The sequence below is a fragment of the Lysinibacillus sp. FSL M8-0134 genome (genome assembly GCF_038069745.1).
In the GTDB taxonomy this organism is placed as follows: Bacteria; Bacillota; Bacilli; order Bacillales_A; family Planococcaceae; genus Lysinibacillus; species Lysinibacillus irui.
In genome coordinates this window covers 281,791-301,128 of the sequence record NZ_JBBPAJ010000002.1, presented here as the reverse complement: position 1 = coordinate 301,128, position 19,338 = coordinate 281,791, and the positions used below count along the sequence as shown (strand labels likewise).

Here is a 19,338-nt window from a genome sequence, read left to right as displayed (position 1 = left end):
CGGGAGGTAGCAACATGGAAAAGGTTTGCTTTGAATTAGAGAATGTAGTCGTGACTTATTTAGATCAAGAGATATTGAATATAGAAAAATTAGCTGTGCATCAATTTGACCGAATAGGAATCGTTGGTAAAAATGGTGCTGGTAAAAGTACATTAATGAAATTACTTGCTGGGAAGATTCGACCAACAAACGGGAGGATAAAAAGCCATGTTCATTTCGGGTATTTTGAACAAGTGGAAGCACCGACATCCACTAAACCAGATCCAGCCTTATTGGGCAAACTTGCCGTACCCAAGCAATCTGACCAGCTTAGTGGTGGAGAGCAAACACGATTAAAGCTAGCACAATTATTTTCTATTTATGAGGAAGCTTTGCTCATTGATGAGCCAACAACACATTTGGATCAAAAGGGTATTTCTTTTCTACTTGATGAATTGCGCTATTATTATGGGGCACTTATACTAATAAGTCACGATCGTGCTGTACTAGATGATCTGGTTACAACCATATGGGAAGTTGAAAATGGTAAGATCACAATTTATGCGGGCAATTACAGTGATTATGCTTACCAAAAGCAATTAGAACGAGATCAGCAAAGTCAGGCATATGACCAATACTTGAAAGAAAAAAGCCGACTTGAAAAAGCTGTTGATGAAAAGCTGAAAAAAGCTGAAAAAATTGCTCAAGCAGGTAGTATGTCGAAAAGAGAGGCTAACGCAAAACCGAATCGTATGTTTATGACAAAGTCCAAAGGCACAAGTCAAAAAGCTGTGCAGCGTGCAGCTAAAGCCATCGAGCATCGAATAGAAAAGCTCCGGAAAGTAGAGGCTGTACAGGGAGAGAGAAAAATAGTTTTCCGGCAACCGAAGCCTTTAAAACTACACAATAAATTTCCGATTATGGCCGAGCAGCTCTGTTTACACGTTCAGGAAAAGGTACTATTGGATAATGTAAGCTTTCAAATACCATTGGGTAAAAAAATTGCGCTTACAGGTAGTAACGGTTGTGGTAAAAGTACCTTACTACGACATATCGCTAATAATGGTGAAGGATTAACCATCTCCCCTAAGGCTAAGATAGGTCATTTCCTACAGATGAGCTATCAATTTAAAAGCGAGGAGACCGTTCTGCAATTTTTGAAAAATCGCTCTGAATATGATGAAGGCCTATTACGAAGTATGCTTCATTCCATGCAGTTTATAGGAACCGATATACAAAAAGTCGTAAAGTTTTTAAGTGGTGGAGAAGCCATACGCCTCCAGCTCTGTCAGCTGTTTTTGGGAAACTATAATATTTTACTATTGGATGAGCCGACTAATTTCTTAGATATTCATGCATTAGAAGCGCTTGAGCAATTTATGGCTGCCTATGAAGGAACAATCATCTTTGTCACGCATGATAAAAAGTTCATCAAAAATGTAGCGGATGTCCAGTTTGTAATAGAAAATAAAAAGATATTTTAAATAAAAAGTGCGATTCTTTTATTAGAAGAATCGCATCTTTTTTATTGAATTTTTATTTTGAAGGAGGTAAAAGGGAAAATTTGGCGAAGGTGTAAGATAGACATTATAAAAAGGGATGATGACGATGATCAATACGAGTGTGACGACAAAATTAAAAATTAATCAGCCAGCCCATAAAGTATTTGAAGCCATTATTTCTCCCACTGAGATCGGGAACTATTGGTTCTCTAGCAGCTCTGAAAGATGGGGAGAGGGTAAAAGAATTACGCTTAAATATGATGAATATCAGTTCGAGGGTGTCATCACCGTACTGGAATTGGAGGCCAGTAAAAAAATTGTGTTTGTTTGGGGCGAAGAGCAAGGAGAAGTGACAATGGTTACCATTACCCTTGAAGAGTCAGAAAAGGAAACGATTATTACTGTAGTGGAGTCAGGATTTAATGCACATGACCCAGAAATTGTGGCAAAAATGATGGGTCAAAAAGAGGGATGGGTTTATACGTTAACATGCCTCAAAGGATATGTAGAGAATGGAATTAGTACTTTAAGAGCTTCGTTAATTCATTGAGGAGGAAGGGTATGACAACGGCTAACAGCGATGGAGTTTGCCTTGAATCAAACAAGAGCTTCTATTTGTATCCTTGTGGGAGTGATGCTACCAGAAGAAATAAGCACAGAAAATAGTGTTACGCTTAAATAATCAATCGTCTACAGCGATGGTTGCTGGAAGTAGCAGAGTGATGGGAGGAGAATATGAGAACGTTGTTTTGGGTGATTGGCATTGTTTTAGTTTGTGCAGTATCAGTACTAGGCATTGTCTTTTGGAAGTTTCAGAAGGAAATTAAGAAGGATGATCCTGAATATATTGTGCAATTTATCAAGGAACATAAAGAGGATAAAAATGTTTCTGTAACAATTCAATACAATCAACAACATTGGGTGGAGCTCAATACAAAGGAACCGTTACCGCTTGCAAGTACGGTTAAAATAATCGTAGCCATCGCTTATGCGCAACAGGCAGCAGATGGTCGTATTAATCCTCAGCAACAGGTCGATCTAAAGGAATTAGAGCCATTTTATATTCCTAAAACAGATGGCGGTGCACATGAAGCATGGTTAGCACAATTAGACCTTCAGGGTATGGAAAGTGTCCCTTTGAGCGAGGTAGCAAACGGTATGATTGCGTATAGTTCCAATGCGAATACGGATTACTTAATGCATATACTCGGTCTTCAATATGTAAATGATGTTCTTACACAACTTGCTGTAAAAGAGCATGAGCCCTTATATCCAATCGTAAGTGCTATCTATATTCCCACTCAATTAATGGAAGAAAAGAGTTTAACGAAAAAAGAAACATTAACAGCTTTAAGAGATATGGATATGACTGAATATCGAGAAAGGGCATTGACTATTCACGAGAATTGGGTAGAGCACCCTTTAACAAAAGAAGAGAAAGCAAAGGCACTAAAAATGCTCAATATGGATTTTCAAAAGGTATGGTCTGATCGTTTAATAAGGGCTTCCACAGACAATTACATCTCTATTTTAGAAAAATTGAATAGTAAAAATTATTTTAGTAAAGATGTACATAAGTACTTAGATCCTGTAATGGAGCAGTTGATGCTTAACCCCAAAAATCAAGAATGGCTCAAACATGCAGGCCAAAAGGGAGGATCGACAGCTTTTGTGTTAACTTTAGCTGCCTACGCGGAAGATAAAAAAGGCAATCAAACGGAAATCGCCTTTTTTGCTAACGACTTAAATACGATGGAACAACTGAAATTATCTAATAGTATGAATAGTTTTCAATTGAAATTTCTTACAGATGAGGGCTTTCGGATGCGTTTAAAAAAGGAGTTGTCTGAGTCGTGAGTTGCCTTTAGCAGGGAACTCATAGTACACCAGCAGTAGGATCGTGCAAGCTAAATCCAAGCTCTGCTTCGGCATCTCGTTTCCAATCATCTTCAACTCCTTGTTCAGGAACCCATTTTATCGCAGTACTACTAGATAGATAGCTTTTTGACCAGTCTCTCATACATGACAACTTCGCCCACTCTTTTTATAGGTGTACCTTCTTTCATTCAACTGCATAAACTAATGTTATTATGCGTGAGAGGATTGAGTTGAATGTATCACCCTTATTATGGAAATAACCAAATGTATTATTATGGCTATCATCCGGTTTATTGGACCTATCCAAATCAAATAGAGCAAGGGGAAAGAAAGATTGTAAGAACTGACTATGGGCCTGAGCCATTCATTGTAGACATTGAAGAGGTAACAAAGCAAAACAAAAATTATCGCACAGCATTGTGGACAGGTAAAAACCTACAAGTAACGGTGATGAGTCTCAATATAGGTGAAGATATAGGCTTAGAAGTTCATCCTCATGTCGATCAATTTATATGTATTGAGGAGGGACATGGAGTAGTACAAATGGGTCCTACAAAGGATTATTTAAATGATCAACGATATGTCTCAGAAGATACGGCTATCATGGTACCTGCAGGAACTTGGCATAATCTTACGAATACAGGCAATAAACCGCTAAAGCTTTATTCGATTTATGCGCCACCAAATCATCCATTTGGAACTGTTCACATAACAAAGGCAGATGCGATGGCAGCAGAATGATAGAATGGCAAAAGTGACAGTTAGGGCTGTTGAACAAACTAATAGAGTTTTTAAAGTGATGGATAGAATGCTAAAAATAAACTGATAGGAACTAGGGAAATACCCTAGTTCAGTTTTGCTTTAATTGCATGAGAGCGCCAAAATATTGCTGTGCTGTTGTAAAGCAAATAAATGCTAGCAGCTCACTAATTTCTGCCTCTGTTAAATAGTCTTTTAAAACAGCTGTGACATTAGGAGCTGTATGGCCTTTTGAGGCTAGGAAGGCTTCGGCAAACCCTGTACATATCGCTGTTTTCTCATCATAATGCTGTGGATCGGGTTTTCCCTTTGCCTTACAATATTGACAACCATTTTTTTGAGCCAATGTTTTGCGAACCTCTTCTTTTAATGGAGCAGATAAATGCCCATCCTTTTCGAGTACCTCGCCCAACTGTTGCCAGTGCAACTGTATGCCCTCGTTATAGCCTAAAAGTTGTTGAAATGGCGTTAAGCCTTTGTCGTGTAAATGAATTAGTGTCATAAACATCCCTCCTTTAATTAGTGTAAAATGTGAATAACGAAGTTGACATACAAATTCGAAGGAAGATGTTATTATTTTCTTTTAAAAAGAAGGGATATTTCCAAAATGGATTTCATTAACGAATTGATACTAAAAGAGTTGAAAAAAGATAGTCGGATTTCCATCAGTGAATTAGGGAGAAGGGTACATTTATCTGCACCAGCTGTTCGTGAAAGAGTAAAGCAATTAGAGGAACAAGAAGTTATTAAGAGGTATACACTAGATATAAATCAAAAGGCATTAGGTTTTCCAATTGAAGCTATAATCGAAGCAACAATCAAAAATAATCGCTATGCGGATTTTAAAGATTATATTAAGGCTTATACAAATATGGATTTTTGTTATCGAATATCTGGTGAAGCTTGTTTTTTATTAAAAGCCCATTTTCAATCTTTTTCTGATGTAGAACAATTTATTGATGAATTACAACCATATGCACATACAAAAACTAATTTTATCTTTTCTGATATATGTGACGACATTTATTAAAGAAGGAGATAGTGATGGATATCAAATTATTTGTAGATGAAATTGATGCATTAGTACATTTTTTAACACAAAATGAATGGTTTTATCACACGGATCAGCATGTAAAAGCAGAGTCTGTTCGAGCAGCGTTTGCAAAGGGTTTTTTTAAAGACGATCGTGAAACATATTGGTTACTTGAAAATGAAGAAAAAATAGGGGTTATGATTATTCATGATATAGGCGATACTATCCCTCTTTTTGATATTCGTTTAGATGCAAAATGTAGAGGGAAAGGATACGGTGTCCAAGCACTACGTTGGCTACAAGATTATTTATTTGGCGAAAAAGGTAAGGTCCGTATTGAAGGCTATACAAGGGTTGATAATATTGGCATGCGCAAGTGCTTTAGCAAAGCTGGTTTTGTGAAAGAAGGCTATTTGAGAAATGCGTGGGAAAACGAAGATGGTACAGTGACGGATAGTATTTTGTATGGTGCCATTAAAGATGATTGGGTTTTAGGAGAAACTACACCCATTAAAATAGATGAAGTACCATTTTAAATATTTGTAAGGAGCGCTTTGACATGAACAACGAGTTATTAAGTGTCTTAAGAAAATCTTGGTCGATTCATTCTAGTTCTAAATGGAGTTTAGATAACCCTGCAAAAGGACAATGTGGAGTCACTTCTTTAGTTGTACAGAATATCCTTGGTGGCGACATAAAGAAGACATTTCTTGATGAAGGTTGGCACTTTTATAATGTAATTAATGGGGAAAGAATGGATTTTACGAAGGAACAGTTTTCATACATAATTGACTATCAAGATATCGATTCAAATAGAGCAGAGGCTTTTCAAGATACGAATGATGACCAATATAGTTATTTAAAATCACAAGTGGATAAGATTTTAAGTAAGGCAGAGAGCTAAATTTCTCTGCCTTTTAAAATTAAAAAAGAAAGGTGTTGACGTTTAGTAAAATATCGTGTTATTATTATCTCGAATTCAAGATATATAAATTCAAGATAAATGAATTCAAACCTTTAGTTCTCGCAAGGAGGTACAATTATGGGTTTTTTGAATAAATTATTTAGTTCAAAAAAAGAGGAGGAACAAACAATGGCAGAATTAAATATTGGTATTATTATTGGATCAACTCGTGAGGGGCGAGTAAGCCCTCAAGTAGCACAATGGGTAAAGGAAATTGCAGATCAACGCGGTGACGCAAATTATACAGTAATTGATATTGCTGATTATAAATTACCTTTATTAGGCGAACCAGGACAAGATGCTTCAGGAGCACAAGGTTGGTCAGAAATTATTGCTAAACAAGATGGTTTTGTATTCATCGTACAAGAATACAATCACTCTATTACAGGAGCATTAAAAAATGCACTAGATTATTTACGTGTAGAGTGGAATAACAAAGCAGCTGGAATCGTATCTTATGGTTCTGTTGGCGGTGCTCGTGCAGCAGAACATTTACGTGGCATTATGGGCGAGCTTTTAATCGCAGATGTACGTGTTCACCCAGCACTATCATTATTCACAGATTTTGAAAATGGAACAGACTTTAAACCAAAAGAAGTACAAACAGATTCAGTAAATCAAATGTTAGATCAATTAATCCCTTGGTCTAAAGCGCTATATACAATTCGCTAAGCTTATATAGTTTGAGGTAGGTTGTAATTGGGCACAGTAAAGGTAAGAAAAATTAGTCATGAAGGGGCTTGTTAACATGAAAAAACATACAGCAGGTATTCACCATATCACAGCGATCGTAGGACATCCGCAAGAAAATATTGATTTTTATGCAGGAGTGTTAGGCTTACGTTTAGTAAAACAAACAGTAAACTTTGATGATCCAGGCACATATCATTTATATTTCGGTGATAAAGGTGGGAAACCAGGAACAATCATTACATTCTTCCCTTGGGCTAATGCTTATCAAGGACGTATTGGTGACGGTCAGGTCGGTGTCACAACGTATGTTGTACCAGAAGGGGCACTACCATTTTGGGTTAATCGCTTAGCGAAGTTCTCTGTTCCTTTCCAAAAAGCTGAACGTTTTGGTGAGCAAGTCATTCAATTCGATGATCCGCATGGTCTGCATATTGAACTCGTTGCACGTGCTGAAGGTGAATTAAATGAATGGACATTTGGTGAAGTCACACCTGAAGTTGCCATTAAAGGCTTTGGTGGAGCTATTCTATATTCAAGCCACCCTGAAGAAACGGCAAAAGTTTTAACAGAGGTAATGGGTTTTGAAAAAGTAGCGACAGAAGGTGACTATACTCGATATAAATCTAGTGCAGAGATCGGCAATACAGTAGATTTAAAAACAGTTGCAGGTCAACGTGGTCAAATGGGTGTAGGGACAGTTCACCATATTGCGTGGAGAGCTCAAGATAATACGGATCATTTAGAATGGCAAGAGTATGTTATGAATCATGGACAACATGTAACGGAAGTAAAAGATCGTAATTATTTTAATGCGATTTATTTCCGTGAACCTGGCGAAATTTTATTTGAAATCGCTACAGATCCTCCTGGATTTGCTCATGATGAAACACCAGAAACAATGGGTAGCCAATTAATGTTGCCACCTCAGTATGAGCAGCATCGAGAGCAATTAGAAAGAACATTAATCCCGATTAAAGTGCGTGAGCTTGATTAAGAGGGGTGAGTCGCTTGATTTTGATTGATCCTAAGAATAATTCAGAGCGCGAAAACTATAAGTTATTGATTGGAAGTATTATTCCAAGACCAATCGCGTTTGTAACGACGAAGTCAGAGCAAGGGGTTATCAATGGAGCACCATTTAGTTACTTTAATATCGTGTCATCCAATCCACCGATGATTTCTTTAGCGATCCAAAGACCAAATGGACGTTTAAAGGACACAGCTCGACATATCCATCATCAGCAACAATTTGTAGTTCATATTGTCGATGAAGATAATGTAGAGCAGGTGAATGAAACAGCAGCTTCATTGCCTGTTACAGAAAGCGAACTTGCACGAACAAATTTTACATTAGTCGATAGTCAACAAATTGCCGTTCCTGGCATTCGAGAAGCAAAGATTCGTATTGAGTGTCGCCTAGTACAATCCGTTCCTTTGATGAATGGGGAGGAACAGACAGGAGATTTATTTATTGGAGAAGTTGTTCAATTTCATATAGATGAAGCAATTTATCATGAAGGAAGAATCGATCCAAGAAAACTAAATGCTGTTAGCAGGCTTGCGGGATCAAACTATGCTAAAGTTGGCGAGATTTTCTCGATAGAACGTCCACAATAGATGAACAAATAAATGCGAAAATGTTGTGTTATCAACATTTTCGCATTTTTATATCTCTTGATTCATGGGTGATTAGAAGGCGAAATGACTAATCAAATATTGAGTGCGCGTGCCATGGCATCTAAATAGTTCTGAATAGCCAGCTGACTTATTTTCGCTTCTGGCACAAAGACCTCAAAACAATGGTAACTGCCAGGGTAGAGGTGGAATTCAACCTCAACTCCTGCCTGTGCAAGACGTGTTACATAATCAAGGGTTTCATCACGAAATAAATCAAGTTGACCAATACATATATAGGTTGGCGGTAATCCTGCTAAGTTTTCGGCTCTTGAAGGGACTGCATACGGAGAAAGGGCATTAATGTTCTCTTCCTCTCCTAAATACATACGCCAGGCAGTCATATTATTTGTTCTATTCCATGTTGCATGATCATCAATGATCTCATAGCTAGAATGTGTTTCGTTTCGGTTATCAAGCATCGGATACAGTGGCATCTGGAATATAATTGATGGTCCTCCTTTATCGCGAGCCATTAATGCTAGTGCTACTGTTAATCCTCCACCACCGCTTGCACCAGCAATTGCCACCCGTCTGACATCGATACCAAGTGATTGCTCCTTATTAGTCATCCAAACTAATCCAGCATAACAATCTTCAATTGCTGCTGGATAAGGATGTTCAGGTGCCAGTCGGTAATCGATGGATACGACAACGCAGTTAGCTGCTTGAACAAAGCGTTCACATAAAACATCATCCATATCAGGGTGTCCCATGACAAAGCCACCACCGTGTATCCAAAGCATAGCTGGAAGTTTATCCTGCTTCCGTTTAGCTGGTTCATAGATTTTAACCAACATTTCGCTCCCGTCATCTCTAGGAATCATCCGGTTGCTAGTAAGTACATGTTCTGATCTTTTCGAAGGTGAATGGGACAGGAGACTTCGACTCCAAGTTAAATCCTCCTCCAATCGAAAGCCAGGAAATTCTGTGTAAGCCTTCCTTAATTCTGGTAAGACTCGGTTAATAATGGTCATAAATAAACTCCTCCTGTTGAATAATGAAGTCTTAAAGAAATGGCTCTCCTTCTAGAGCCATTTCAGCTTCCCATTTGGCGACTTCCTCACGTACACGAGGGGCAACTTCTGTTCCAAGTAGTTCTATAGCTTGCATGACTTGATCATGTGGCATTGTACTTAATGGCACGTATAGCATAAAGCGTGTAATTCCGACGTGTTTACGAAGGTGAATAATTTTTTCAGCAACAGTATCTGGATCTCCGACATATAATGCTCCGTCAAAACTTCGTGCAGCATCATAACTAGAACGATCATAATAAGGCCATCCTCTTTCTTTGCCTAATTTATTCATACCAGCCATTGTTGATGGGAAAAATGTGTCTGCTGCCCATTCCCTATTCGGCCCAACAAAACCTATTGAATGAGAACCTACTTGAAGTTTTGATAAATCATGACCTGCATGAAGCGCGGCCTTTTTATACAGCTGTACAATCGGTGCAAACTGCATTGGGCTGCCACCAATAATGGCTAGCATAAGCGGTAATCCTAAAAGGCCAGCACGCATAGCAGATTGTTGATTTCCTCCGCTAGCCACCCAGATTGGGAGAGACTCCTGAACTGGTCTAGGATACACACCTAAATTATTGATTGCTGGTCGATGTCTACCTTCCCAAACTACTTTCTCGGACTGTCGAATGTTAAGTAGTAAGTCTAAATGTTCCTCAAATAGTTCATCGTAATCATGTAAATCGTAGCCAAATAAGGGGAAGGATTCGATAAAGGAACCACGACCTGCCATGATTTCTGCACGTCCATTCGATAGTCCATCCAATGTGGGAAAATCCTGAAAGACACGCACAGGATCAGCCGAAGAAAGGACAGTTACGGCACTTGTGAGTCGAATGTTTTTCGTTTGAGAAGCAGCAGCAGATAGCACCATTGCTGGAGAGGATGCGGCATAATCTTCTCGATGATGCTCGCCAATGCCAAAGACATCTAATCCTACTTGATCTGCAAGAATCATCTCTTCTACTACTTCACGTAAACGCTGGGCATGACTAATTACTTCACCACTGTGAATGTCTGGTTTTGTTTCTACGAAAGAAGTAATTCCTATTTCCATTTTGTATATCTCCTAATCAAATTAATAATTTGTAAATCGTTTTGTCGTTACCCAAAAAAGAAGGGCGATCGTGCTAATAGAAGCTCCAAGCAAGCAAACGCCTTTCCAGCCGAAGAGTGCATACGTCTGTGTAGAAGCGATTGAACCGCCAGCGCTTCCGATAGAATAGAACACCATATAGCCAGCGGTAAGACGGCTGCGGGCTTCGCTAAGCAATGGAAGAATCATCGCCTGGTTTGTGACATGAACTGCCTGTACAGCCAAATCAAGCAACACGATACCTACAATTAATGCCCATAACGACTGTTCTAAATAGTTGATAAACAACCATGAAATGAGTAAAAGCATTAAAGCAATACCTGTGGTTTTTTGTCCAAAACCTTGATCTGCTAATTTCCCTGCCTTTGCAGCCGCTAAAGCACCAGCCACTCCAACAAGGCCAAATGCTCCAATGACACTGTGTGAAAGAGCTAATGGTGGCGCACTAAGTGGCAGAACAAGTGGCGTCCACAAAATACTGAAATCAGCAAAAATTAGCATGGCTACAACAGAGCGAATACGTAATGTTCTTTCTTGAATAAACAGCGTAAACACGGAGCTAATTAGCTGCCAATAGGATAGTGATTTTACTTCACGCTCTACTCTTGGTAACACTTTGAGAAACAGACTGACCATTAAAAGCATGAGGGTGGCAGAGACAAGATAGACAGAACGCCAGCCTGCAAGATCTGTTAATAGACCAGCAAAGGTTCGAGCAAGCAGTATACCTATGACGATGCCACTTGTGACAATGCCAACGACACGACCACGATTTGTAGAAGAAGCCATGGTTGCTGCAAATGCCACCAGTGTCTGTGTCACAACGGCAAGTAAACCAACTAGGGCCATACCAGCGAATAGCACTACAATATAGGAGGCAGTACCGACTATAAACAAAGCCACGGTGGATAATAGCATTTGACCAATAATCAAGCGTCGTTGGTTTAGTAAATCTCCAAGTGGCACTAGAAGTAGTAAGCCTAGACCATAAAAAATTTGCGTGATAGTAATAATCAAACCAATAATCGAATGATCAATAGCAAACTCTAGAGCTAGTTGATCAAGCAACGGCTGTGCAAAATAAATATTGGCGACAGACATTCCGCAGGCGGTTGCAAATAATAATGTTACAGCTTGAGACATCGTAGGTTGTTGACTTAAAGAGGGTGCATCTTTTTGTGGTTTTGGATCATAGTCCACGCTGTATATTCTCCTTTCGTAATGAATTGTCATCATAACATACCGTTCGGTATAATATAATTATTGGTAAATATATCTTAGTCGTATTTATCATGTCAAGGTTTATTAAAAATAATGTATAAATGGTTTGATTTATAAAGTGGAAATTGACAATAATAACAATAGGTAATACAATAAATACATACTGTTTGGTATTTAAAAATATAAGACCTACTCTCGAATCCTTAAATAACGGAGGTAAAATTTGAATGGCAAGAACCCGTGAATTTGATGAGGAAAAGGTATTAGAAGCTGCTATGCAATTATTCTGGGAAAAGGGATATGAAGCGACTTCTTTAAGTGATCTTACTGCTAGAATGGAGATTCAGCGTCCTAGTATTTATTCAACCTTTGGGGATAAAAGGGAGCTATTTGAAGCAGCACTTCGTAAATATACGACATCTCGAGCGGCTGATATACGAGCAAGACTTCAAAGTCATTCATCTGTAAAAAAGGCATTTACTATTTTTTTCGAAGATGTAATTGCTGGAGAATATACAGGTGATATTAGTAAGGGGTGTTTTTGTATAAATACAATGGTAGAACTGGCACCTCATGATGAAAGATTTGAGATCTTGACTAGAGAGCATCAACTTTATTTAGCTGTCATTTTTCAAGAGACGATAGAACGAGGAATCCAGACTGGTGAATTGGATGCTGACACAGATGCCAAATCATTAGCACAAGCTTTAATTGTTGCGTTAATAGGGTTAACGGTCATGCTGAAATCACAGCCCCAAAGATCATTTGTTGACAATGCAATTGCAACTACTCTTACATTACTTAAATAAAACAATGTATGAAGGAATGGCAGAAGAAGCGGTGCCCCTTTAGGAGTGGTAAAGGGGTACTTGGGGGAATACACAAAACTGCACACTTTATTAAAATCTAACATAGAATGATTTTATAATTCCTTACAAGCCCATGCGTCTATCTCAACCTTTAAGGAAGGAGTAGCCAGTGCTACTACGTAAATTAATGTCATGCAAGGTAGATGATCTCCCAAAAAATCACCTATTATTTCCTTTCGTTGACTAGCTTCCATATCTCCTACTAAATAAAATACGAGCTTTGTAATATCACGAACCTCCATATTAGCATTTTCTAAATTTTTTCTAATATTTTCTAGCGCTATCTTCAATTGAGCTACCGCGTCTTCAGGTATAGTTCCATCTGGTTGCATGCCAATTTGTCCAGATAAGGTTAACCATCTATGTGGACCAGTGACTTCGATTTGATGGACATAAGGAGCGACGGGTTGATGAATATTCTCAGGGTTTCTTGAAATTTTCATGGAATCAGTCCTATCTATTTCTAAATTGTACTTTTAATCAAGTTAACATAAGGTATCGGTAATTAAAAGATTCTTACAAATACCATTATAAAAGAACATACAAATTGGATATGCTGTTATAAAGGGTTATAATAGATTCATAGAATGTAGGCTTATACGCTGATAAAGCTTTCACAAAGGATAAAAGTATTGACATTTTAATTTGACAAGACATACAATTCACCCACGCCTTAGGTTTTATATAGACACTTCTTTAGAAACATAAATTTCGTCTTATTTTGAAGGTAGCTGGCTATACTTAATTAATAAGAGGGAAATTTTTACATAAGAATGATGCGTATTGTTATAATTCAATTTTTTATTGTGTTTAGTTGATAGTGTAGCCCTAGGTAGCAGAAACAGCGAGGCCGTTTTGTAGAAGGAGTGAATAAATGACTAATTTCTTTCGGAGTAATGGATTTAAACGTTTTATAATTCTAGTTGGTATTGCTATTGCCTTATATTTAATGCGTAGTATGATCAATCTAATTCTGCTAACGTTTATTATTACCTATTTGATGAATCAGCTTACTACGAAGACGACGAAGGGTATTAAAAAATATGTACCGATGAATGAAAAAGCTGTTACGGTAACGTTATACCTTTTACTTGTTGCAGGTATAGTTGCAGTGATATACAAATATTTGCCGATTGTGACCCAACAAATTACACAGCTTTTTGATCTAATTGCGAGTTTTAATCTCGATCCAGATGATAATGAAATTGCTAGGTACTTAGCTCCTACCTTTGAGAAAATTGAACTTGGGAAATATTTAGAGCAAGGTGTAGATTTAACTCTTAAAAATATTACGAATATTGGTAAAATCATTATGCAAATATTGATTTCACTTATATTGAGTTTGTTCATTCTGTTAGAAAAGAAGCGCATTATTGAGTTCACAGCAAAGTTTAAGGATAGTAAGGTTGGACCACTTTATGATGAACTTCATTATTTCTCAAGAATATTCATTCGCTCATTTGGTAAAGTAATTGAGGCACAGTTCATTATTGCAGCGGTTAACTGTGTGCTATCAGTAATTGCCCTTTCTATTATGGGCTTCCCACATTTGATTGCCCTTGGTATCATGCTCTTCATTTTAGGCTTAGTACCAGTTGCAGGTGTCATCATTTCATTAATTCCACTAAGTATTATTGCCTATAGTATCGGTGGTTTGATGTATATTGTCTATATATTAGTGATTGTCATGGTATTACATGCTATTGAAGCCTATTTTTTAAATCCAAAGCTAATGTCCGCAAAGACTGATTTACCGATTTTCTACACATTCATGGTCATTCTCTTCTCAGAGCATTTCCTTGGTGTATGGGGATTGATTATAGGTATTCCACTATTTATGTTCCTTCTTGATATTCTGGGGGTAACATCCTCGGAAGATCCTCACAAGAAAGCAGTAGTGGTACCCAATGAGAAACAAATAGAATAGATCTAACAAAGGAATCATCCACATATACAAGATGGTTCCTTATTTAATGTTCAAGGGGGGGATTTAAATTGATAAAAGATCAACAAGTCTATTTAAGACCAATTGGAATGATATCGAAAGTATTGCAAGATGTTTTCAAAATGAAGAAATTATGTACATGACAGGAACTCGTAACTTATTAACAAAGGAACAAATTAAAGAAGCTATTCAACGGTTTAGAGAAGATGCCTCTCGTTATGATTTTGCAATTTGTTTAATTGACAACAATCAAGTAATAGGTGATTTAGCAATCATGGAAGTTGATTTAGATAATAAAAAAGCCATGTTCCGTATAGCCATACATAGTATAGAGTATTGTGGCAAAGGATATGGCACTGAAGCAGTGCAGCTTGCCCAAAAGTTCACATTTGAGGAGTTGAATTTGAATCGCTTAGAATTACAGGTGTACTCCCATAATACTAGAGCAATTAAATCCTATGAGAAAGTTGGTTTCAATAAAGAAGGAATATTAAGACAGGCACTATTTATGAACAATACTTATTCAGATGAAATCATAATGAGTATATTGCGAGACGAGTATATAAAAATATAAAATAGAGATTTTTAGCCAACACAGACTTTTTGTGTTGGCTTTTATTTTCTTCACTATTGAAATAGATATTAAGTTAATAAATAAAATTAAATTGCTAATTATTTTTCTTTTATGTATATTATTACAAAAATAATTAGATAAATACACCTTGATGACGAGAATGCTAATACCTTTGAGGATCTACATTTTTAAGTGGCCCTTATAATTTTATAGAAATAAAGGAGAGATGGAAGATGAAAATACAATATCCTACTGTAAAAATCCCTCTAACTATTGGGGTAACTGCTCCATCTAGTGGAGTTGAGAAGCACCTACATCTTTTAATAAAGGAGGCAGAAAAGCAATTAGTACAAAGAGCTCTTAATGTTGTCATTGGGAATACTGTATGGACACAGGATAAGGGGAGAAGTGCAACAAAAGAAAAGCGCGTATCTGAGCTCACGGACTTTTTATTACATGAAAATATTGATGTTATCATGCCTCCGTGGGGTGGTAGTTTTCTGATGGAAATATTACCTTTAATTGATTGGGAAAGGATTAAAAAAGCAGGTCCAAAATGGGTATTAGGCTATTCGGATATTAGTACTCTATCATTTGTTTACACAACTATGACAGGATACGCTTCTGCACATGGTGTCAATTTTACAGAACTATCAGCACCTAAATGGGATGAACTTTCTTCTAAATGGATAGAGGTGATTTCATGTAACGCTAGTCAATCGATAATTCAACATTCTTCAGATTATTTCCAGTCGACTTGGGAGCATGTATATAAAAACCCCGCTACAGGATTTTATTTTGACTGTGCAACCGAATGGAAGGTTCTAAATCATGAGCGTAGTAATCGTATAACAGGTAGATTAATAGGTGGCTGTTTAAATACTTTGCAAATCCTTATTGGGACACCCTTTGACAACACTCAATCCTTTATAGATGAATATTGTTCAGAGGAAGGAACAATATGGTATTTGGAAAGTGTAGGGATGGATGCAGCAAAAATTTACCGTGCGTTGTGGCAATTAAAATATAATGGCTGGTTCTCTAAATGCAATGGTGTCCTTATTGGGAGAGCGGGATTATATGAAGATATAGGGGATTTTACATTAGTGGATGCATTGCGAGACATCTTTGATGAAATGGAGATACCTGTTTTTTATGATGTAGATATTGGCCATGTACCACCCCAATTAATTTTAGTTAATGGAGCAGTAGGTGAAGTTGTAGTGGAAGATGGGAAGGGTACTCTGAAAATGCAATTTTGTTAAGAGAAACAGAAAGAGATCTCGTGAGGTCTCTTTCTATTTAAGCATTTTGGAAGTTGAAATCGTCCGTGGATTTTTCTTAATGTACCAGTAAATAAGGCAGGCTGTAATTCCCTCCGCTACTGGAAAGGTCCACCATATTGCCTGTGGGCCAAGGAATTTAGGCAATAGGATAAGTGTCGGTATAAATAAAATAATACTACGTAGTAACATAATGGTTGTAGCAATTCGAATTTTCTCTATAGATTGAAAGAATTCTGCGAGCACCATATTAATACCTAAAAATACATAGCCAATGGCAAAGTGAATAAAGCCTTGAGCAGCCATGCTACGAATTTCAAATGAGCTATCTCCGAATAATGCCATTAACTGCGAAGGGAATAACATGGCAATAAGTGCTGTCGTTAACCCTAAAATAAAAGCAGTAGCTAAGCCGATTTTTAATAATGCTACTAATCTTTCTATTAATCTTGCCCCATGATGATAACTAACTAATGGTTGAAGGGCCATACCGATCCCAAGGAAAATTGTTAATAATACAGTATGGATATAGTTGACCATGGCATAGGCTGTAACGCCATTTGCCCCTAAATAGTGTAAGAAGGTCACATTATATAAAATAACGATAACAGCTACCGAAGCTTCTACGATAAAGCTAGGTAGTCCAATAGCAAAAATTTTTCTTAAATCTGACAGATTAAAAAATGAAGGGACAAACTTTAATTCAGATTGTGGGCGGAAAAAATGGAGACATAGTACAGACGTACCTATAATAGTAGCTATGGCTGTTGCTAAGGCACAGCCTGTGACACCATAATTTAGTACAAAGATAAAGACATAATTTAAGATAATATTTAATACTGACGTCGTTATTAAGCCAAGCATAGCAAGTCTCGGGTTACCATCGTTTCGAATGAAAATACTTAATAGATTTTCAATCGTGTAAAACACACCAAAGAGTAAAATGACGTGTAGGTATTGTTGCACATATGGAAATGTAACGTCGCTTGCTCCAAATATAAAGGAAATCTCCTTTAGATTGAACGCAAGAAGTCCAATAATCGTGATCACGACCATTAGCATCGTAGTGAACGCCAATGTAAAGAGTTGGTGGGCTCGTTGTTTATTCCCCTCCCCAAGAGAAATCGAGTAAAGTGTAGCTCCTCCCATACCGATCCACAGAGAAATCGATAGCAAAATTGAGAAAATGGGGACGGCAATATTAACCCCTGCTAATGCTGATGGTCCCACGCCATGACTAACGAAAATACCATCCACCAAAATATTAACAGACATCAACAGCATACCAATCATTGCTGGAAATAAGTACGATAAAAACAATGGTTTTAGTGGTCTTGTTTCAATTGGATTAATGGTTGTCATGTCCATATACCTCCAGCACCATTACTTTTTCTCCTTTGTCATCTAGTTCACCATTAAACATAAAACCAAATTGTTTATATAGTTGAATGGCTACAGCGTTATTTTCATACACACTTAAATAGATTTGGCGACAGTTGAACTTTACCGCTAAGTATTGAATAAGTTGCTGTAAAAAATGTTTACCTAATCCTTGCTGTTGATAGCGTTCATCAATTAAATAGCGATCTAGCCATACACGCTGACTGTGATCTTCGTGGGGGAATAGACCATACATAGCGAAGCCGATTGCGATGTTATCTTTATACAGACCTAAGGGGGTAAAGCGTTGATCCAATTCTGCCTCTGCTAAGCATTGGTCTGTTGATTCAATAAAATGTTGCTGATTATCAGCGATATGTAATGCTAAAATTTCTTGCTTGTTAAAAGCTGTAATGTCACGAATCTCCGTGAACATAATGTCAAAACCTTTCTATTTTTATTGTGAATAGGTACAATTTAAAGTATATAGTAACTATATAGTCAAGGGAGGAAACTCAAAAAATGCTTAATAAAAATGTAAAATATTTTACAACGGGTGAATTTGCCAAAATATGTAAGGTTAATAAACAAACATTAATTTATTATGATCAAATTGGTTTGTTATCTCCCATCATGAAAGATAGTAAAGATTATCGTTATTATTCACTTGCACAATATGATTTTTTTGGTGTCATTGAATTATTAAAGGCAGTTGGTATGTCATTAAAGGATATTCAGCAATATATGGCGGAGAAATCCCCAGAAAATTTTTTAGAATTAATGCATCAGCAAAAGGAAATCGTAGCAAAGAAACGTCGAGAGCTAGAAATGATTGAAAATATCATTGATGTCAAAATTAAAACAAACGAGGAAGCACTTCACCTTAACTTTGACGATATTACAATTGAATATTTTCCTGAAGAAACACTATATCTAAGTAAAAATATCGAAGATTCTACAGAAGAGCAGTTTGTAAAGGCTGTATCGGATTTTATCGAGGAGTTAGATCGTTCTCAATTGGATACAGGTTATCCAATCGGTGGAATGACAAGGAGAGAGCAGGTTTTAGCTGGAAATTACGATAATTATAGCTATCTATATATTGAACAACCTAATCCAAGAGAAGGACATCCTTATTTTAAAGCAATTGAGGGTGAATTTGTTATTGGTTATCATGTAGGACCTTCTGCGAAGCTTGGAGAGACATATACACGATTATTTAATGTCATGCATGAAAAGGGCTATGAATTAGGTCAATACGTTTATGAGGAATATATTTATGATGCCGTTATTAAAAATCGAGAGGAAGAATATGTGACAAAGATTATGATGGAGGTAAAAAAATTAAGTAAACACAGCTTAAGAAGAACGAACTAAATTGGTTGAGTAATTTATCATACTTGGATGCTTTGATGTCAGTAAAATAAGAGTATTTTGTAGTTAAATTAAAAATTAACCTCATT

Annotated in this window: 23 protein-coding genes; 15 read left to right on the top strand and 8 right to left on the bottom strand. The window is 37.1% G+C overall.

The window, feature by feature from the left end:
• Positions 1-14: 14 nt before the first annotated feature.
• From MKY49_RS21380 to MKY49_RS21370, 3 genes are all read left to right on the top strand, one after another.
• Positions 15-1,463: an Msr family ABC-F type ribosomal protection protein gene (locus MKY49_RS21380; protein WP_322605248.1), complete on the top strand. Its 1,449-nt coding sequence runs from the start codon at positions 15-17 to the stop codon at positions 1,461-1,463.
• A 124-nt stretch (positions 1,464-1,587) separates the two neighbouring features.
• On the top strand, positions 1,588-2,031 hold the full coding sequence (locus MKY49_RS21375) for an SRPBCC domain-containing protein (RefSeq protein ID WP_322605249.1): 444 nt from the start codon (positions 1,588-1,590) through the stop codon (positions 2,029-2,031).
• Between the two features lie 185 nt (positions 2,032-2,216).
• Positions 2,217-3,338 (top strand): serine hydrolase, encoded by a 1,122-nt coding sequence (locus tag MKY49_RS21370; protein WP_341387051.1) that lies wholly within the window; start codon positions 2,217-2,219, stop codon positions 3,336-3,338.
• A gap of 19 nt (positions 3,339-3,357) precedes the next feature.
• On the opposite strand, the gene MKY49_RS21365 is transcribed toward MKY49_RS21370, so the two are convergent.
• The gene (locus MKY49_RS21365; RefSeq protein WP_322605251.1) at positions 3,358-3,501 is read right to left on the bottom strand and encodes a hypothetical protein; all 144 of its coding nucleotides are present in this window, start codon (positions 3,499-3,501) and stop codon (positions 3,358-3,360) included.
• Between the two features lie 92 nt (positions 3,502-3,593).
• Between MKY49_RS21365 and MKY49_RS21360 the strand changes: the two genes are divergently transcribed.
• Entirely contained in the window at positions 3,594-4,100 is a 507-nt protein-coding gene (locus MKY49_RS21360) for a cupin domain-containing protein (RefSeq protein ID WP_274794874.1), read from the top strand.
• Positions 4,101-4,209: 109 nt separating this feature from the next.
• Here MKY49_RS21360 and MKY49_RS21355 read toward each other — a convergent pair whose 3' ends face one another.
• Complete coding sequence (locus tag MKY49_RS21355; RefSeq protein WP_341387050.1) at positions 4,210-4,620, bottom strand: carboxymuconolactone decarboxylase family protein; 411 nt, start codon at positions 4,618-4,620, stop codon at positions 4,210-4,212.
• 105 nt (positions 4,621-4,725) lie between these two features.
• On the opposite strand from MKY49_RS21355, the gene MKY49_RS21350 reads away from it, so the two are divergent.
• The 6 genes from MKY49_RS21350 to MKY49_RS21325 all read left to right on the top strand — a co-directional run bounded on the left by MKY49_RS21350 (position 4,726) and on the right by MKY49_RS21325 (position 8,425).
• Complete coding sequence (locus MKY49_RS21350) at positions 4,726-5,148, top strand: Lrp/AsnC family transcriptional regulator (protein ID WP_341387049.1); 423 nt, start codon at positions 4,726-4,728, stop codon at positions 5,146-5,148.
• Positions 5,149-5,162: 14 nt separating this feature from the next.
• Entirely contained in the window at positions 5,163-5,687 is a 525-nt protein-coding gene (locus MKY49_RS21345) for a GNAT family N-acetyltransferase (protein WP_341387048.1), read from the top strand.
• Between the two features lie 23 nt (positions 5,688-5,710).
• Positions 5,711-6,055 (top strand): YunG family protein, encoded by a 345-nt coding sequence (locus tag MKY49_RS21340; protein WP_274794870.1) that lies wholly within the window; start codon positions 5,711-5,713, stop codon positions 6,053-6,055.
• A 138-nt stretch (positions 6,056-6,193) separates the two neighbouring features.
• Complete coding sequence (locus MKY49_RS21335) at positions 6,194-6,787, top strand: NADPH-dependent FMN reductase (RefSeq protein WP_274794869.1); 594 nt, start codon at positions 6,194-6,196, stop codon at positions 6,785-6,787.
• A 76-nt stretch (positions 6,788-6,863) separates the two neighbouring features.
• Positions 6,864-7,802 (top strand): ring-cleaving dioxygenase, encoded by a 939-nt coding sequence (locus MKY49_RS21330; protein ID WP_274794868.1) that lies wholly within the window; start codon positions 6,864-6,866, stop codon positions 7,800-7,802.
• Positions 7,803-7,816: 14 nt separating this feature from the next.
• On the top strand, positions 7,817-8,425 hold the full coding sequence (locus MKY49_RS21325) for a flavin reductase family protein (protein ID WP_341387047.1): 609 nt from the start codon (positions 7,817-7,819) through the stop codon (positions 8,423-8,425).
• A gap of 92 nt (positions 8,426-8,517) precedes the next feature.
• Here MKY49_RS21325 and MKY49_RS21320 read toward each other — a convergent pair whose 3' ends face one another.
• The 3 genes from MKY49_RS21320 to MKY49_RS21310 are packed head-to-tail and all read right to left on the bottom strand — an operon-like array spanning position 8,518 to position 11,746.
• Positions 8,518-9,459 (bottom strand): alpha/beta hydrolase, encoded by a 942-nt coding sequence (locus MKY49_RS21320; RefSeq protein WP_341387046.1) that lies wholly within the window; start codon positions 9,457-9,459, stop codon positions 8,518-8,520.
• Positions 9,460-9,490: 31 nt separating this feature from the next.
• Entirely contained in the window at positions 9,491-10,564 is a 1,074-nt protein-coding gene (locus MKY49_RS21315; protein ID WP_341387044.1) for an LLM class flavin-dependent oxidoreductase, read from the bottom strand.
• A 21-nt stretch (positions 10,565-10,585) separates the two neighbouring features.
• Positions 10,586-11,746 carry an MFS transporter gene (locus MKY49_RS21310; RefSeq protein ID WP_274797393.1) on the bottom strand — a complete coding sequence of 387 codons (1,161 nt, stop codon included), beginning with the start codon at positions 11,744-11,746 and terminating at the stop codon, positions 10,586-10,588.
• Positions 11,747-12,051: 305 nt separating this feature from the next.
• Between MKY49_RS21310 and MKY49_RS21305 the strand changes: the two genes are divergently transcribed.
• Complete coding sequence (locus MKY49_RS21305; protein ID WP_274794864.1) at positions 12,052-12,633, top strand: TetR/AcrR family transcriptional regulator; 582 nt, start codon at positions 12,052-12,054, stop codon at positions 12,631-12,633.
• 113 nt (positions 12,634-12,746) lie between these two features.
• Here the strand turns inward: MKY49_RS21305 and MKY49_RS21300 are convergent, their stop codons facing one another.
• A complete protein-coding gene (locus tag MKY49_RS21300) occupies positions 12,747-13,136 on the bottom strand; it encodes a RidA family protein (protein ID WP_274794863.1) in 390 nt (129 codons plus the stop codon).
• Between the two features lie 431 nt (positions 13,137-13,567).
• Here MKY49_RS21300 and MKY49_RS21295 point away from each other — a divergent pair, with 431 nt between their 5' ends.
• From MKY49_RS21295 to MKY49_RS21285, 3 genes are all read left to right on the top strand, one after another.
• The gene (locus MKY49_RS21295) at positions 13,568-14,620 is read left to right on the top strand and encodes an AI-2E family transporter (protein ID WP_274794862.1); all 1,053 of its coding nucleotides are present in this window, start codon (positions 13,568-13,570) and stop codon (positions 14,618-14,620) included.
• Positions 14,621-14,777: 157 nt separating this feature from the next.
• Positions 14,778-15,212 carry a GNAT family N-acetyltransferase gene (locus MKY49_RS21290; protein WP_409264161.1) on the top strand — a complete coding sequence of 145 codons (435 nt, stop codon included), beginning with the start codon at positions 14,778-14,780 and terminating at the stop codon, positions 15,210-15,212.
• A 233-nt stretch (positions 15,213-15,445) separates the two neighbouring features.
• Positions 15,446-16,477: a S66 family peptidase gene (locus MKY49_RS21285; protein ID WP_322605257.1), complete on the top strand. Its 1,032-nt coding sequence runs from the start codon at positions 15,446-15,448 to the stop codon at positions 16,475-16,477.
• Positions 16,478-16,510: 33 nt separating this feature from the next.
• Here the strand turns inward: MKY49_RS21285 and MKY49_RS21280 are convergent, their stop codons facing one another.
• Positions 16,511-17,857, bottom strand: a complete 1,347-nt coding sequence (locus tag MKY49_RS21280; protein WP_322605258.1) for an MATE family efflux transporter — start codon at positions 17,855-17,857, stop codon at positions 16,511-16,513.
• Positions 17,844-18,311 (bottom strand): GNAT family N-acetyltransferase, encoded by a 468-nt coding sequence (locus tag MKY49_RS21275; protein ID WP_341387043.1) that lies wholly within the window; start codon positions 18,309-18,311, stop codon positions 17,844-17,846. Before MKY49_RS21275 ends, MKY49_RS21280 begins: the two co-directional genes overlap by 14 nt.
• Positions 18,312-18,397: 86 nt before the next feature.
• On the opposite strand from MKY49_RS21275, the gene MKY49_RS21270 reads away from it, so the two are divergent.
• Entirely contained in the window at positions 18,398-19,252 is an 855-nt protein-coding gene (locus MKY49_RS21270) for a MerR family transcriptional regulator (RefSeq protein ID WP_274794859.1), read from the top strand.
• Positions 19,253-19,338: the final 86 nt, after the last annotated feature.